Origin of the sequence: Sphaerobacter sp., assembly GCF_019683595.1 — a bacterium.
GTDB lineage: Bacteria > Chloroflexota > Chloroflexia > Thermomicrobiales > Thermomicrobiaceae > Sphaerobacter.
Window position 1 is genome coordinate 12,627 of record NZ_JADGHZ010000031.1, and the last position, 16,430, is coordinate 29,056.

Sequence of the window (16,430 nt, forward strand, 5' to 3'; positions counted from 1 at the left end):
TCCCGTACGTACAACCTTACTCGTCTGGTAGGTAGTCGAGGATGACAGCGCATCGCTGGTATGTCGGCCTTGACATCGGGTCATCGACCGTCGCGGTCGCCACGGCGACCCACGACGCGGCCGGGCAGGTCGCGCTCGCCGGGTGCGAGGTGCTGCCGAGCGCCGGCGTGGTGCGGGGCGAGGTGGTCGACGCTGCGGCGTTGGAGCAGGTGCTTGCCGCCGCGCTCCGGCGCGTGGCCGAGCGTACCGGCGCCCCGGTCGAACGGGTGGCGCTGAGCGTCTCCGGGTTGCACCTGCGCCGGGTGACGGCCGCGGCGGAGCAGCGCACCCCGCAGGCCGTGCGTGTCGAGGCCGACACGCTCGAGGCGCTCCACCGGCGCGCGCTGCGCGACCCGCGCGTGGCCGGGGTCGTCCTCGCCTCGGTGCCGCGCGGGTGCACCGTCGATGGTTTCCCGGTCGTCGATCCCCTCGCTGGACTGTACGGACAAGTCGTCCGCGTGAAGACGGACGTGTATAGTATCCCCACATCCTATGTAGATACGCGTGCGCGCATCCTCGCACGGCTGGGAGCCGAGGTTGACTTGCTGATGCCGCGAGCGATGGCGGCAGCCGAGGCAGCGTTGCCCGTCAGTGCGCGGGAGCAAGGCGCGTTGCTGATCGATCTGGGCGGGACGACGACGGACGTGGCGGTCTACGTTGACGGCCGGATCCGCGAACTGTTCTCGATGCCGGTCGGGGTGCGGTCAGTGGCGACCCTGGGCCGCAACGTCACGCGGCTCGCGTCCGGTGCTCGAAGCTACCCCGCGCCGCGCACGGTGCCCGGCGGGGGCATGGTCGATCTCTTCCACCGTATCCGCCAGCGGCTGGACGATCTGGACCTGGGCTGGCGGCTGGCTGGTGGCGCGGTGCTTGCTGGTGGTGGCGCCGGCGTTGATGGCGTACTTGGCGCAGCGCAGCGGGGGCTGCGCATTCCCGTCCGGTTGGCGCGGCCTGACTGGCTGCGCTTCAGCGACACGCGCACCACCGGCGCGGTAGGGTTGGTGCTGGCCCAGGCGCGGCTCCGTCCGCCGGAGCCTGCGCCCGTGGGGGAGTTTGGCATGGACGACGCGCTGCCGGAGGAGTTCGAGGAGGTGGAGCCGGAGCCGCCCCGTCCGGGGCTGTGGCCGGCCCTCGGCCGCTGGCTGCGCGAGTTCGTGCCGTTGGGAGGTAACGATTAGGCCGTTAGGCCCGGGGGACGTGTTGTCGGCGGCGAACTCATACGTGCATACTCTTCTGTTAACTGCGTGCTGCCCAGCGCGACTCACAGGGAACGGGCGCCGCTGGTGTGCTGCGGGGAGGATCTTGAATGTTCAACGTCCACGATGACGACTTCACGAACTCATTCGCACGGATCAAGGTCATCGGCGTCGGCGGTGGCGGCGGCAATGCCGTGAATCGCATGATCGAAGCCGGGGTGGAGGGCGTCGAGTTCATCACGGTCAACACCGATGCGCAGGCCCTGGTCAACTCCCTGGCGCCGGTGACGGTACGTATCGGCGACAAGTTGACCAAGGGACTCGGGGCCGGCGGCCGCCCGGAGATCGGTGAGCGCGCCGCCGAGGAGAGCATCGACGCCCTCGGCGAGGTCGTGCGCGGCGCCGACATGGTCTTCATCACCGCCGGGATGGGCGGCGGCACCGGCACCGGCGCGTCGCCGATCGTGGCTCGCCTGGCGCGGGAGACCGGCGCGCTGACCGTCGGCGTGGTGACCCGTCCGTTCGACTTCGAGGGCGCCAAGCGTCGCCGCGTGGCCGACGAGGGTGTGGCCGCCCTCAAGGAGCATGTGGACGCGCTGATCACGATCCCCAACCAGCGGCTCATCAGCCTGGTCGATCCCAAGACGCCCTTCTCCGAGGCGTTCCGGCTGGCCGACGACGTGCTCCGCCAGGGTATTCAGGGTATCTCCGACCTGATCGTCAAGCCCGGCCTGATCAACCTCGACTTCGCCGACGTCAAGACGATCATGCGCGACGCCGGCTCCGCTCTCATGGCGATCGGCCGCGGCACCGGCGAAACCCGCTGCGTCGACGCCGCCCGCATGGCCATCGAGAGCCCGCTGCTGGAGATGAGCATCGACGGTGCGGTCGGCGTCCTCTACAACATCATCGGTGGGCCGGATCTCTCGCTCACCGAGATCACCGAGGCGGCTGAGATCATCCGCGCGGCGGCGGACGACGATGCCGAAATCATCTTCGGCGCCACGACCGACGAGTCGATGGGCCGGGACGTCCAGATCACCCTAATCGCCACCGGCTTCCACGGCACCAGCCAGCCGCGGCGCCAGCGGCCGGACCGCCGGTTCCGCCAGGCTGCTGACGCCCAGACGGGTCAGACGGCGCCGCCGCGCGTGCCGCTGCTGCCGGACGACGAGTGGTCGGAGCCGGCTATCTTGCGCTTCCTGCGCGAGCGGTAGGAGTCTCCCGTGCGCTGCCCCTTCTGCCAGGCACGGGACTCGCGGGTGATCGACTCGCGGGAGTTGAGCGGCGGCGACAGCATCCGGCGTCGGCGAGAGTGTCCCGCCTGCGGCCGCCGCTTCACCACCTACGAGCGGGTCGAGCCCGTCGCGCTCATGGTCGTCAAGCGCGACGGCCGGCGCGAGGAGTTCGACCCGCGCAAGCTCCGCGACAAGCTGCGCATCGCGCTCACCAAGCGCCCCGTCCCGCAGGCGGAGATCGACCGGATCGTGGCGACGGTCGAGACCGAGTTGCTGGAGATGGGCACCGTCGAGGTGCCGAGCACCACCATCGGGGAGATCGTGCTGCGGGAGTTGAAGCAGCTTGATCAGGTCGCCTATATCCGCTTCGCCTCCGTGTACCGCGACTTTGCCGACCTCGACGATCTCCGCCGGGAGGTCGAGGTGCTGCGCAGCGCCTCGCCGGGCCCGAAGCGCGCCGGGTAGGCGAGGCCGGCGATGAGTCCCGCCCCGCTCGCGCTAGCCGTGACCGGGGCCGATGGCGCTCCGCTCACGCGGCTGCGCTACGCCAACACGCCCGGAACGCCCGCGTTCCGCTACCACCCCGATCGCATCCACCTGACCGCCACCCTCGATGACGCTACGGCAGCCGAGGGGCAGGAGGCCCAGCGCGACGTGCAGGTGCGTCTCACCGTTCCGCGCGGCTGGCTCACGCTGCCCGGTCCCGTGCTCTTCCTCCCGGCAGGCGAGACGAGCGTCTCCTGGACGGTCTACCCGCGCGGCGTGCCCGGTGACTACACCGTCCCGCTCCGGGTCGAGATCCTGCGCGAGGGGCGGGTGACTGCCGCTGCTGAGGCGTCGGTCGCCGTCACCGTGGAGGGCTACAGCCAGTTCGACCCCGCCCGGCACGCCCTCCCCTTCGCCAACACCGTGGCCGACCTGGGCGTCGTCCGGCCGGACCCGGCCCGCTTCGCGCGCACCTACCGGCTGACGCTCCTGCCGCGGGCGTTCTTCCGCGGGCTCTACGGCGCCGTCGTCTTCCTCGGCGGCGAATCCGGCGCGCCGCATGGGGGCCTGTGCACCGGCATGGCGCGGGCGGCGCTGGAGCGGAGCCTCGACGCGCTGCCTCCGGGCGCCAACTTGCTCACCGAGGCCATCATCCTCCATGGCCGGCAGTTGACCGACCGCGCCCTACTGGCTTCCGCCCCCTGGTTCTTCTGGCCCAGCCCGGCACGGGCATTCCGGCGTTTCCGTGCCGATCTGCTGTCGCGCGGTCGCAGCGACCGATGCTGGGACATCGGCGTTCCACGCCCCTGGCGGCGCGACATCGCTCGGGCGCTGGTCGGCGAGGGGCACACGGTCGTCCCCTACGGCTTCCGCCAGGAGGCGCCGGACCGTGCCGAGGTGCTGGTGTGGGACCCGAACCACCCCACGGAGTCCGGTGCGGACGCGTCGATCCTGACCCTCGACCTGCGCGGCGACACTTACGGCTACCGGCACCGCGCCACCCTGGGGGACCGCCGGACGACGATCATCGCCGTTCGTCAGTCCGCCTACCGCCGCGGCCGCACCGCACTCCTCGCGAGCGCCGCGAGCCTGTTGCTCTACCCCGCGTCGGTCGGCCTGACCCGGCGCCGCCTCGCCATCGGCGGCACGGCCCTCGCCGGCATTACGGGCATCGCCCTGGCCGCTGTTCGCCGCACCCGCCGCGTCGCGGCGTGACACGTGCTCGTGGTCGGTGGTGAGCGGATCACCGCGCTGTGGCATGTGCCCGCGGCGGGTGGTGCGACGGATCCCGCCGCCCGGCATGTGCCCGGGGCTCAAGCTGCCGGGCTGACAAGGAAAGCCGGCTGAAGCCGGCTGGGACGGGTCCAGGCTCAGGTTCAGGCGAGACGACGTCCACCGCCCGGGCACGCGCCGACCGCATACACCCAAATAAGGGGCGCGCCGATCAGCCAGCCAAATCCACGACCCGGTATCATGCACTCCAGCGGGCGGGGCCGGAGCGGCACGCCACGGATTGTGCCCAGGGAGAGAAGGTTCAACGTGGAGCCAGACCCACGCGACGAGCTGTTCGATGTCCTCACGGCCGAGGGGGAACCGACCGGGCTGGTCAAGCCCCGCGCTGCCGTGCACCGGGACGGCGATTGGCACCGGTCGTTCCACTGCTGGGTCGTCTGGCGGGGGCCGGATGGGAGCGTCCAGGTGCTCTTCCAGCGTCGCAGCCCAACCAAGGACACGGTCCCCAACCTCCTTGATGTGGCCGTCGGCGGACACTACCGCTCGGGTGAGACGCTGACCGAGGTGGTGCGCGAAGCGGAGGAGGAGTTGGGCCTCCCGCTGGGACTGGACGACCTGGTACCGGTCGGCGCCCGTCGCGCGGTCGGCCGCGGTCCCGGCTGGGTCGACCGCGAGATTCAGGATGTCTTCGTCGCGGTGGTGCCGGACGGGCTGGCGCGGCTCCGTCCGGCACCGGATGAGATCAGCTCGCTCGCGGTCGTTCGCGTCGAGGACCTCTCCCGGCTCTTCCCCGATGGTGGCCAGCCCGAGCCGGAGATCCCCGCCCTGTGCGCGCCTGTTCTACCTGATCGTGGCCTTGGTCCGGTCGAGCCGGCGACGGTGCGCGCCGCCGATTTCGTCCCGGTCACCGACCGCTACTGGGCTGTCGGTGCCCTCGTCGCCGCCCGCGTCCTCTCGGGAGAGCGGGGGCTTGACCTGGGGCTGTGGTAAGGCCTGCGCGTTCCTATCCCCCGCCGCCGGAGATCATGTTCATGCGCCGGAAGCGCACCACCGCGATCGCGAGCATCAGCGCGGTGTAGCCCACCAGATTGGCGGTGATCCAGGCCCAGTCGGTCGCGACCAGATCGGTGCCGGTCGACAGGGTGTTGAGCGCGGTGTTCGGGAAGATGCGGGAGATCCACCGGCCGAGCGTGCCCAGCCCCGCGATGATGCTCGTCGTGAAGTCCCCGACGAAGAGGGCGGCCATCGTCACGCCGATCCCGGCCGCCAGCGAGCGGGTGACGATCGTCAGTGCCGCCGCGACGAGCGTCCAGAAGGTCGAATAGATCAGGGCGATTACGACCTGGCGGGCCGCGTCGCGGAAGAAGCTGGCAGTGAGCCACTGGTCCGTGCGCAGCGACTCGCCCACCACGACGCCCGCCACCAGTGACCCGAACAGCCCGATCGCCGCGCCGACGAGGATGACGACGATCACCGCCAGCAGCAGGACCAACAGCTTGGCGATCAGGAGGCGCACCCGGTCCGCACGCATCAGCAGCATCGTGCGCAGCGTGCCCCAGGAGTACTCGCTGCCGAACGTGCCGGCGGCCAGGATCGCCAGGAGCACGCTACCGACGCCCTGCGCCAGCCCGATGCCCAGCGAGAAGCCGTCCGGCAGGAGGATCATGTCCTTGAAGCTCTGCCCTTCGGCTCCCTCGACGGTCACGTTCCCCTCGAACCCGCTCACCAGCGCCAGGATCAGGGAGGAGTAGACCAGCACCGTGAATCCGAGCAGGATCACGATGAGGATCCAGGTCATCGGCCGGCGCACGATTTTGGCGAGCTCGACGCCGAATAGGGTTCCGATCGATGCCATCTCATCCCTCCCCCCGGCGCGCCTCGGTCAGCGCGAGGAAGCGGTCCTCCAAGCGGCTTTCGCGGACGCCCAGGGCGCTGACGGCGAAGCCTGCCTCGACGAGCGCCCGGTTGAGCGCGGCCGCTTCGTCCACCGGCGCGTCGACCAGCAGGTGCCCGTCCTCTTCCTCGACCCCCCGGACCACCGGGAGCCGGCGCAGCAGCTCGGCAGCGGCCTCCAGCCGGTCCACGCGGATTGCCAGCCGCTCGCCGCCGGCGAGGATCTCGGACAGAGGGCCGCAGGCGATCAACGTGCCGCGGTGAATGATCGCGACGTGGGTGCAGATCTCCTGCACCTCGTGGAGGAGGTGGCTGGAGAGGAAGATGGTCCGCCCGGCGCTGGCGAGATCGCGGATCAGGCTCCGGATCTCGTGCTGCCCCGCGGGATCGAGCCCGTTCGTCGGCTCGTCGAGGATGAGCAGGTCGGGCTCCAGCAGGAGCGCGGCGGCGATACCCAGGCGCTGCTTCATCCCCTGAGAGTAGCCACCGAAGTTGGCGTTGGCGCGGGCCGTGAGGTCCACCATTTCCAGCGCGGCGTCGATCCGTTTCGGATCGTCGATCCCGGCGATGCGCGCCATGAGGCGCAGATTGGTCCGCCCGCTGAGGTAGGGGTAGAAGCTGGGGCGCTCGACCAGCGCGCCGGTGCGGGCGAGCGCGGCCGGCAGGTCGGTGCGGACGTCGTGGCCGAAGATGGCGGCGGTCCCCTCGTCCGGCTCGATCAGGCCCAGCAACATGCCGATGGTGGTCGTCTTCCCGGCCCCGTTCGGGCCGAGGAAGCCGAAGACGGAGCCTGCCGGGACCGAGAACGTGAGCCGATCGACCGCGACAAACGTGTCGAATCGCTTGGTCAGCCCAGCGAATTCGATGGCCGGCGGGCCGTGCTGGCTCAGGCCCATGCGTCGCACCTCCCTTCTGCGGCGCCCCTGGTGGCGCGCCTACCTCTCGTGTTTGACCGTCACTCCGCCGAACAGGCAGACCGCGTTGACAGTGAGCGTCGGTGCATCCGGCGGCAGTGGCTCGTCCTGGTGGGTCTTGTCCTCGTAGCCTCCGAAGATCGGGAGCCCGGTGATCGCGATGTTCCAGCCGCGCGGGACGAGGATATCGATCCCGCCGAAGGCGGTGTATGCGTCGATGGTGGCGCCCGCCGGCAGGAGTTCCGCCTGCCGTAGATCGAGCGTGATCCCGCCGAAGAGCGCGGCCGCCCAACCGCCCTGGAAGTCCTCGGAGCGGTTCACGATGTCGTTGCCGCCGAAGATCACAAAGCTGCCGACCGAGTCGGCCGGGTCGAGGCTCACCCGGCGCGGGCCGTGGCGCAGGATCACGAACAGGCCGATCGCGATCAGCACGAGCGGCCAGAACAGGCTCCAGATCGAGCCGGGGATGAGCCCGGTCGTGCTCGCCAGGAGCACCAGCCCGATCGCGATGAGGATGGCCGGGACGACCCGCGTGTGCCGGCTGGCGGCGAGTTGCGCCAGGCCGACGGCGATGATCGCCACTGGCCACCAGTCACTGATGATCCGGCCGATGTCGGGTCCGCCCAGCGCCTGAAGCAGCAAGAGCGCCCCAAGCAGGACGAGCAGCAGGCCGATGAGCGCGCGTCCGGTGAACTCTCGGGCCATGATGCACCCCCAAACGGGCTTCTGTGAGCCGCTGCCGGAGTCGCGCTCTCGGCCGGCAATCGGCCCTACGACACGATATGGCCCAACTCTACACGGACGTCAATAGCGGACGCGCCGCGCACGTGCGGAGAACGCAACATGAGCGCAACAGCGTGCTTGGTGGATGGGGAGAGATACGAATCCGGCCCCGCCGCTGAGGCGGGGCCGGTTGTGGGATGACGAATGCGCTAGCGCCGGAGCAGGCCGGTGGCCGCGATCAGCGCCATCAGGATGCCGCAGACCACGTTGCTGATCGTCCCGGCCGTCACGACGCTGAAGTCGAAGAGGAAGGGCGCCGCAGCCACGAAGACGCCGATCAGCACGCCGACCCACGACCACACGCGCCACCGCGGGAGGGCGAGCTGGGTGATGGCGAAGCCGATGATCAGCGCGGCTCCCATTCCGTTGGCGATCCGCGCGCCCCTGTACACGTGCAAACCCAACCAGTAGGTGGAACCCAGAACCCAGATACCCAGGGCGATGTTGAGGGACTGGAGGAGACTGAGCCCTGCCGACGAACGGGCCTGTTGCGCCTGCACCGCTTCTCCTTCCCTATCGTCGTGACCGCCGCGACGCGGGGCGCTTCCCCGCCGCCGGCTCCCGGCCGATTGTATACCCATTTGCCGCGTCGGACGCAAGTCCCCGCCGCGACGCCCGTTGGACGGAGCGGCGCGGCCTGGGTAGGATGAGGGCGGGCAGGCCTCAACGCCTGTCGATCCGTCGGGAGGGCTGCGGCGCATGCTCACAGAGCGGCCGAGCAGGGTGGGGGCGGAACTGGCTCTCGAAACGCCGGTCGGAGATGGGAGCCTGGGGCGCTGGGTGGCTCGCGGCGCGGTTGCGCTGGCGGTCGTCCTCTTCGGTGTCCTCTGCCTGTACCAGTATCGCCTGCCGGGCCTCCACTACGACGAGGCCTTTGACGTCGTCCCCGCCATGCAGATCCTTCGAGGGGATCCGGTCACCCTGACGCGGGGCGTCGGTATCCACCTCTTCGGGCGCTCCTTCCCGGTGATGCTCGGTGACACCTGGGGCGTCGTCACGACCTACGCCGTATTACCCCTCCTCTGGCTACTCGACGGCGATGTACTCGCGATCCGCCTCTGGCCGATCGCGGTCGGGATGCTCGCCGTGCTCCTCACCTATCTCATCGGGCGGCGGATTTACGACCGTTGGGTCGGGGTGGGCGCGGCGCTGCTGCTGTCGATCTTCCCTTCCTATATCTTCTGGACGCGGGTCGGGATCTCCGTCGTCGCCCACCTCGTCGCGGTGATGCTCGGCATCATGCTGGCCTACCTGGCCTGGCATGGGCGCGAGACGCAGGGCGGCCCGCGCTGGCTCGCCCTGGCCGGGCTGCTGGCCGGCATCGGCCTTGCCACCCGGCTCCTCTTTGGCTGGTTCCTCCTCGCCGTGCCAGTCGCCTACGCCATCCTCTTGCTGGCCGACTGGCTCAGCGAGGACCGCCACGCCGCCTACTCGGTACGCGACACGGTGGAACTGGCCATCGACCGCCTGAAGCGTGACCTGCCGTTCCGGAGCAAACGCGAGGCGCTTGCCCCGCTGGCCGGTGCCGTCATCGGCGCCTTCCCCGTGCTCTACTACAACCTGGTTACCCGCGGGAGCTCGCTCGGGCTGCGGGCCAACTCGCCAGCCGGCCAGGCCGTCGACAACTCCACCTTCTGGGGCAACTTGAAGACGGCGGCCGACGGGCTGCGGACGCTCCTTGACGGCGGCTCATTCTGGTTCTACGGCGGGATCTTCACGAACCCGCTTTACCCGTGGGTGGCGTTCGTCAGCGCGCTCGGGCTGCTTGTCCTGGTCCACCGCGTGCCGGAGCTGCGGCGCTGCCGGCGCTCGACTGTGTTCCTCCTCGGCTTCGCCTTCGCCGTGTTGCTCCTGAGCTGCTTCACCACCTCGATCCCGGAGTCGACCCGCCTGCTCATCCTGCTGCCGATCCCGCAGGTGCTCATCGCCGGCTTCGCGGTCTTCGGTTCCCGCTGGCTCGCGCGCAAGCTGCGCTCGCGCGTGCGCCCGGCGTCGACCGTGGCGGTCGTCGTGGCGTTGCTCTTCGTGCCGCTCATGGCGCGCGACCTGTGGGTGGACGTGCGATACCACCGGGCGCTGGCGCGGAGCGGCGGCCACGGCGAGTTCTCCAGCGCTATCTACGACCTGGCCGCCTATCTGGACGAGCGCAGGATCACCCAGCCCTACGCGCTCGATTCTGGCTTCACCTGGACCATCATGATCCTGACCCAGGGGCGCGTCGAGCCGCGGGAGATTCCCGAGACAGGGGCGGACCTGGCGGCAGCGGTGCAGGCGGTGCTGGCTGCGTCCGACCCCGTCCTCCTGGTCCTCGAGGAGGAAGGGAATTCCCCCCACGAGCCCGCGCCGCTGGAGCTACTCGTCTCCTCCAGCGGCCGCACCCTGCGGCTGGAGCAGACGTTTACCGAGCGGGATGGGACGCCGGTGTACTATGTCTTCCGTGTGGGAGAGTAAGTCGTGGTCCCATCCTTTATATACGTTTCCTACTTGAGCGAGAGGGACATCGCGGATCATCCACGCGGGGGACAGCCCCCCGATGCCGTGCAAGCGACTCCAAGCGACGACCGGGCCGCTGCGGCGGGCGCCTTTCCCGCGTCGTAGGGTGGTAGGGCCTGGACATGGATCGCCTCACGACACCAGTGCCACCGCAGCGGCGCGAGGCTCCGTCAACCAGTCCCACGACGTTGCAGTGCCCCTCGGCGAGCGGCCGTTCCCTGTGGGTTGCCATCGCAGCGGCCTGGGGTGTCCGACTGGTGCTGGCCTGGCTGTCGCTGCGGCTCGGCTTCGTCGAATACAACGCCGACGGCTTCACCCGCGTCATCCACGGCTACGAATGGCTCCAGGATCCGCGGTGGGAGGTCAGCGTCTGGCTCCCGCTCCACTTCTGGCTGCTGGGTGGCACGCTGGCCCTCTGGGACAACCTCTACCTCGCGCCGAAACTGCTGGCCACACTCGCCGGGCTGGCCACGATCACCAACCTGGCGCTCGTCGGCGCCACCCTCGCCGGGCGGCGGGCCGGAGCGCTGACTGCGCTCATCGTCGCGGCCTTCCCCTACGAGGTCTGGTTCTCGGTGAGCGGCATGGCCGAGCCGGTATTCCACGCGTTCATGAGCGGCGCCGCGCTCGGCCTGGTCCGCTGGTGGGTCACCGGCTCGCGCCGCCCGCTCGTCCTAGGTGCCCTGTCGCTCATGGCAGCCACCGCCATCCGCTACGAGGGGTGGTTCTACGCCGCGGTCTGGGCCGTGCTGGTGCTCGGCGGCGGCTGGCTGCGTGGCCGCAGGCATGCCGGCGTCGTCCTGGGCGCGCTGCTCCCGTTCCTCTTCATCGGCGTGTGGCTACAGCAGAACTACGCCGTGTTCGGCGATCCCCTCGCGTTCGCGCGGGAGACGGCCGCGATCAAGACCGAGCTCGACCCGGCGAACGTGAGCGCATCCCTCGTGCAGCGCCTCCTCGCCTATCCCCGGGCGCTGCTCCACATCGTGCGGGTCGTGGTGGTCGTCTCGACCGGCGCGGCGCTCTGGCTCCTCGTGCGTCACCCCCGGCGCTGGGGTGAGTACGCGGTGTTTGTCGGCGGGCAGGCGCTGCTGCTGATCCTCGTCACGGCGACCTTCGCGAATCTCGGCCCGGGCGCGGAGCGCTACCTCCTCTCGAACGTCGTCCTGCTCCTCCCCGCGCTGGCGGCCGCCGCCCTCGACCTCTGGGACCTTCGACCAACCGGGTCGGGAGCGACGGCCCGGTACGTTCAGCGCGCGGCGCGTGTCGTCGCCGTCCTCGGCGTCGTCCTCTTGCTGGCCAGTTTCGGCCGGCGGCTCGCGGCGCCGCCGCGCGACTACCCGGATCCGGACACCCGGGATCTCGCCCCGGTCCTGAGCACGGCGTTGCGCGAGCCGGACCCGCTCGGCCGCCCCTTCGTCCCGGTCGTCCTACCCCATCCACCGGCCGATGCCTTCAACGCCGGCTATGCGCTGCGCATCCTGACCGGGCAGCCCGAGACGGTCGTGATCACGGACCAGCCGGCGCTGCTGAGCGACATGCTCGCGACGCACGGCGCTCGCCTCTGGGTCATCGACACGACCGCGGAGGTCGACCCGCCGCCCGCCGCGCGCTCCATCACCGTCGGCCGCTTCATCCTCGGCTGGCCGGCTGGGGAGTGATCTCCTCTCTTTGTCACAACCGCTTCCCACGAAACGTTCAGCATCAAGGGAGGTGGTGCCACGCACAAGGCGGTGCTGGGTGACCTGAGATCCCCGAACGGACGCCAGTGTCCGCCCGCTCTGAAAAGGGCTGGTGTACCATCTCTGGGGCGTGGCAAGCGAAGGTGCGCCGATATGCGCCCATGGGGCGAGGGGGCCAGGAGGTAGGACGAACGCGGTGAGCGGCGGTGGACATCGGTTTCATCGACTGATCCGTCGCTGGGACGTGCGGGTGGCGTTCCACGTGCTCGTCCTGCTCGGGCTGATCGGGAGCCTGGGCGTCGCCGCGCTGAGCCAGCCGTACTTCACGCGGGGCGTCGAGGCAAGTGAGGATCTTCAGCCGATCCCGCACACAGATGTCAATCCCCTGGGCGTCAACACGCTGCTGAACGAGGAGGCCGACCCGGAGAAGGTCGAGCGCACGCTCGACATGATCGCCGCGGGCGGGTTCACCTTCGTGCGGCAGATGTTCGCGTGGTACGAGATCGAGCCGGCCAAGGGGGTCTACGTCGACCCGCACACCGGGCAGGACACCTGGGAGAAGTACGACCGCATCGTGAACCTGGCCCACGAGCGGGGGCTGGAGATCATCGCTCGGCTCGACAAGCCGCCTCGCTGGGCGCGTGAGGGGCAGCCGGGGGTGGATCAGGTGCCCGACGGCCCGCCGAACAACGACGCCGACTACGCCGACTTCGTCCGCGCCGTCGTGACCCGCTACCGGGGCAAGGTGCGCTACATCCAGATCTGGAACGAGCCGAACCTCTACGGGGAGTGGGGCGGACAGCCGATCAATCCGGCGCGCTTCACCGAACTGCTCAAGGCGGCCTACACCGCGGCTAAGGAGGCCAACCCGGAGGTGGTCGTCCTCCTGCCGGGCCTGGCCCCGACCGACCAGCGCGGGCCCGAGAACCTGAACGAGTTCCTCTTCCTGCAGGGGATGTACGACGCCGGGGCGAAGGACTACTTCGATATCGCGACGGCGATGGTTTACGGCTACGGCTACAGCCCCTACGACCGCCGGGTCGAGTTCGAGCGCAACAACTTCTCCCGCGTGATTCAGATGCGGGAGGTGATGGTGCGCAACGGCGACGCCGACAAGCCGATCTGGGCGGCTGAGTACGGGTGGGTGTCGCTGCCGGACGACTGGACCGGCGATGCCTCGGTCTGGGGCAGGCCGGTGAGTGCCGAGACGCAGGCGCGCTACCTGCTCCAGGGCTACCTGCGGGCGCAGCGCGAGTGGCCCTGGCTCGGCGCGATGTGCGTCTGGCTGTTCCGCTTCCCGACGTCGCCCACCGCCACGCCGGATGCGGGCCGCAACCCGACTCGGGGATTCGCGATCGTCAACTACGACTTCTCACCGACCCCGGCCTACACCACGCTGGCAGGATCCCGTGCGCGGCTCGACCGCGCCTACACCGGCGCCTACCCGGCCAGTACCCGGCTGATTCAGCAGGACGGCGGCTGGATGCTCACCGGGGAGGGAGCGAGCCAAACCCTGGTGCCTGCGGCGGCCGGGGCGACGCTGCGCATCCCCTTCAGCGGACCCCGGCTCGATCTGCTGCTCGACGGGAGCGGTCAGGGACTGATGGTGACCATCGACGGGAAACCGGCGCCGGGGCTGCCGGCCGAAGAGACCGGAGCGGCGATCGCGGTACCGGACGAGGACGGCCGGGTCACCGTTGCGGACGGGCTCGACGACGGCCCGCACGTGGCCGAGGTCCGTTCCCTGGCGGGCGGGGACGGCTCAGTGGCGCTGGCCGGCTTCGTCGTCGTCCGGCAGCCGTGGCAGTCCTGGGCCTACCCCTGGATCTACGGCACCTTTGCTGTGATGGTGGTCCTGACCCTGGCGTCGCTGGTGTGGAACTGGCGCTACCGCCCCGCCGAGTCCCCACACCCGACACGCGACGGGGCCAACGGCCACCTCCCTCGCCGCCTCACTGCCGCCGACCTCCGCGCCCGGTCCCGCACCCGGCAGAGCACGACGCGCAGACGGTGAGCGCATTCTCCCGGCGGAACGGCCCTCACCCCCGCCCCCGCTCCCAACGTTGAGAGAGGGGGGTGACGTGCAGAGTCCCGCAGGGAGGCGGGGATTCTGGAATCCGAAGCAGGAACGCGCGGAGGGGTATAATCGCGGGTGCGTTGGTCACTGGAGCGCGTCGGCACCTGACCCATGAGGTCCCCATGAGCATGCAGTCCCTGACCTACGTGATCGGCACGGCCGGCCACGTCGACCATGGTAAGTCCACGCTGGTGAAAGCCCTGACCGGCATCGATCCGGACCGGCTCCGCGAGGAGAAGGAACGGGAGATGACGATCGACCTGGGCTTCGCCTGGATGACGCTACCCAGCGGGCGGCAGATCAGCATCATCGACGTGCCGGGCCATGAGCGCTTCATCAAGAACATGCTCGCGGGCGTCGGCGGGATCGACGCGGCGCTGCTGGTGGTCGCTGCCGACGAGGGGCCGATGCCGCAGACAGCCGAGCACCTGGCGATCCTGGACCTCCTCCAGATCGAGCGGGGGCTGATCGTCCTGACCAAGACCGATCTGGTCGACGCCGAGTGGCGGGATCTGGTGGTCGAGGAGATCCGTGAGGCGGTGCGCGGTACCGTCATGGACGGTGCGCCCGTGGTGCCGGTGTCGGCGGTGACCGGGGTGGGGCTGGACGACCTCCGCGCCGGGATCGATGCACTGCTGGATGCCGTCCCGCCGCACAACGAGACCGGCCGGCCGCGGCTGCCAATCGACCGGGTCTTCACCGTGGCGGGCTTCGGGACGGTGGTGACGGGGACGCTGCTGGGCGGGCCGCTGGAGATCGGTCAAGAGGTCGAGATCCTGCCGGCCGGGCGGCGTGGGCGCGTTCGCGGGCTGCAGAGCCACCGGTCGAAGGTGGAGCGCGCCCAGCCGGGATCTCGCACCGCCGTGAACCTGGCGGGGGTCGCGGTCGAAGAGATCGCGCGGGGCGATGTGCTGACGGTCCCCGGCTGGCTCACGCCGACCCGCCTGCTGGACGCCCGGCTGCGACTCGTGCCCGACTCCCCGGTCGTCCTGGAGCAGAACGATGAGGTGGACTTCTTCCTCGGCTCGGCCGAGTGCCTGGCGCGGGTGACCTTGCTCGACGCCGAGCGGATCGAGCCGGGGCAGGAGGGCTGGGTGCAGTTCCGCTTCCCGGCGCCCCTGGTGGCCGTCAGAGGGGACCGCTTCATCGTGCGGCGGCCCTCGCCCAGCCTGACGATCGGAGGCGGGGTGGTCGTCGATGCGCACCCGCGTCGCCACCGCCGCTTCCGGCCCGAGGTCATCCAGGCGCTCGAGGTGCTGGCCTCCGGCACGCCGGAGGAGATCGTGGTCCAGGCGCTCGCCGCCGGGCCGCTGGAGCGCCGCGCGCTCGTGCGGAGTGTGACGCTGCCGGAGTCCGAGGTGCAGGCGGCGATCGACCGGCTGGTCACGGAGGGCCAGGTGGTGGCGCTCGGTCGCGGCGGCCCGGCGGGCTACCTGATCCGGGCCGACACGCTGGCACGCATCACCGGCGACATCCAGGCCCTGCTCGAGACCTACCACCGGCGCCAGCCGCTCCGCCGCGGCATGGCCAAGGAGGAGGTCCGCAGCCGCACCGGCCTGCCCGCTCGTGTCTTCGAGGAGATCGTCGCCCACGGGGCGTCCACGGGCGCGCTGGTGGACGACGGCGAGACACTGCGCCTGCCCGGCCATGAGATCACCTTCACCCCGGAGCAACGGGAGAAGATCGACCGCTACCTGGCGGCACTGCGGGCGGCGCCCTACACGCCGCCCGGTCCGGCCGAGTTCGGGATCGACCCGGAAGTCGCCATCGCGCTGGCCGAGACCGGCGAGGTGGTGCGGGTCGACGAGGGGATCATCTTCGCCCGTGAGACCTTCGAGGAGATCCAGCGGCAGGTCCTGGAGATCATCGACCGGGAGGGGCGGATCACGCTGGCCCAGTTCCGCGACCACTTCGGGTCCAGTCGCAAGTACGCCCAGGCCGTGCTGGAGTACCTCGACCACCAGCGCGTGACCCGCCGTGTGGGGGACGAGCGTGTCCGCTACCACTCCGCCTGAGCCGCGCCCGGTCTTCCTCGCTCCACACTACGACGACGTGGCGCTCTCCTGCGGCGGGACCGTGGCCGCCCTCGCCGAAGGCGGCGCGCGGCCGCTGATCGTGACCTGCTTCGGCGGTGCGCCGGACGGGCCGCTCAGCGACTTCGCGCGGTTCCAGCACGAGCGTTGGGGGGTCGGACCGGACGACGCCGTGCGCATCCGCCGCGCGGAGGAGGCGTGTGCTGCCGCGGCGCTGAGAGCCGAGGCGCTCTGGCTCGATTTCCGCGACGCCATCTACCGCGGCACGCGCTACACCTCGGATGACGACCTCTTCGGCCCCCTCCACCCGGACGACCGCCCGCTGGTCGACGACCTCACCGCGGCCGTCGCCGCGCTGGCCGCACC

At 70.4% G+C, this 16,430-nt stretch carries 14 protein-coding genes; 10 read left to right on the forward strand and 4 right to left on the reverse strand.

The window, feature by feature from the left end; all coding sequences use genetic code 11:
- The first annotated feature begins 41 nt into the window (after window positions 1-41).
- The 5 genes from IRZ30_RS05535 (at window position 42) to IRZ30_RS05555 (ending at window position 5,182) form a co-directional block, all read left to right on the forward strand.
- A complete protein-coding gene (locus IRZ30_RS05535; protein ID WP_294083772.1) occupies window positions 42-1,217 on the forward strand; it encodes a hypothetical protein in 1,176 nt (391 codons plus the stop codon).
- Between the two features lie 128 nt (window positions 1,218-1,345).
- Window positions 1,346-2,452: a cell division protein FtsZ gene (gene ftsZ / locus IRZ30_RS05540; RefSeq protein WP_294083773.1), complete on the forward strand. Its 1,107-nt coding sequence runs from the start codon at window positions 1,346-1,348 to the stop codon at window positions 2,450-2,452.
- 9 nt (window positions 2,453-2,461) lie between these two features.
- Entirely contained in the window at window positions 2,462-2,938 is a 477-nt protein-coding gene (gene nrdR / locus IRZ30_RS05545) for a transcriptional regulator NrdR (RefSeq protein WP_294083775.1), read from the forward strand.
- A gap of 12 nt (window positions 2,939-2,950) precedes the next feature.
- Window positions 2,951-4,174, forward strand: coding sequence for a hypothetical protein (locus IRZ30_RS05550; protein WP_294083777.1), 1,224 nt, complete (start codon window positions 2,951-2,953; stop codon window positions 4,172-4,174).
- 324 nt (window positions 4,175-4,498) lie between these two features.
- Window positions 4,499-5,182, forward strand: coding sequence for an NUDIX domain-containing protein (locus tag IRZ30_RS05555; protein ID WP_294083779.1), 684 nt, complete (start codon window positions 4,499-4,501; stop codon window positions 5,180-5,182).
- A gap of 13 nt (window positions 5,183-5,195) precedes the next feature.
- Here IRZ30_RS05555 and IRZ30_RS05560 read toward each other — a convergent pair whose 3' ends face one another.
- The 4 genes from IRZ30_RS05560 to IRZ30_RS05575 form a co-directional block, all read right to left on the reverse strand.
- Window positions 5,196-6,047 carry an ABC transporter permease gene (locus tag IRZ30_RS05560; RefSeq protein ID WP_294083781.1) on the reverse strand — a complete coding sequence of 284 codons (852 nt, stop codon included), beginning with the start codon at window positions 6,045-6,047 and terminating at the stop codon, window positions 5,196-5,198.
- Window position 6,048: 1 nt separating this feature from the next.
- A complete protein-coding gene (locus tag IRZ30_RS05565; protein ID WP_294083783.1) occupies window positions 6,049-6,981 on the reverse strand; it encodes an ABC transporter ATP-binding protein in 933 nt (310 codons plus the stop codon).
- 39 nt (window positions 6,982-7,020) lie between these two features.
- Window positions 7,021-7,704, reverse strand: a complete 684-nt coding sequence (locus IRZ30_RS05570) for a DUF5668 domain-containing protein (RefSeq protein ID WP_294083785.1) — start codon at window positions 7,702-7,704, stop codon at window positions 7,021-7,023.
- Window positions 7,705-7,931: 227 nt separating this feature from the next.
- Complete coding sequence (locus IRZ30_RS05575; RefSeq protein ID WP_294083787.1) at window positions 7,932-8,282, reverse strand: SPW repeat protein; 351 nt, start codon at window positions 8,280-8,282, stop codon at window positions 7,932-7,934.
- 199 nt (window positions 8,283-8,481) lie between these two features.
- On the opposite strand from IRZ30_RS05575, the gene IRZ30_RS05580 reads away from it, so the two are divergent.
- The 5 genes from IRZ30_RS05580 to IRZ30_RS05600 form a co-directional block, all read left to right on the forward strand.
- Entirely contained in the window at window positions 8,482-10,233 is a 1,752-nt protein-coding gene (locus IRZ30_RS05580; RefSeq protein ID WP_294083789.1) for a glycosyltransferase family 39 protein, read from the forward strand.
- Between the two features lie 164 nt (window positions 10,234-10,397).
- Entirely contained in the window at window positions 10,398-11,933 is a 1,536-nt protein-coding gene (locus tag IRZ30_RS05585; RefSeq protein WP_294083791.1) for a hypothetical protein, read from the forward strand.
- Window positions 11,934-12,150: 217 nt separating this feature from the next.
- On the forward strand, window positions 12,151-13,968 hold the full coding sequence (locus IRZ30_RS05590; protein ID WP_294083792.1) for a cellulase family glycosylhydrolase: 1,818 nt from the start codon (window positions 12,151-12,153) through the stop codon (window positions 13,966-13,968).
- 185 nt (window positions 13,969-14,153) lie between these two features.
- Entirely contained in the window at window positions 14,154-16,046 is a 1,893-nt protein-coding gene (gene selB, locus IRZ30_RS05595; RefSeq protein ID WP_294083793.1) for a selenocysteine-specific translation elongation factor, read from the forward strand.
- Window positions 16,024-16,430, forward strand: a 407-nt coding sequence (locus IRZ30_RS05600; RefSeq protein ID WP_294083794.1) for a PIG-L family deacetylase, incomplete at its 3' end; no start/stop codon positions are given. The genes selB and IRZ30_RS05600, both read left to right, overlap by 23 nt.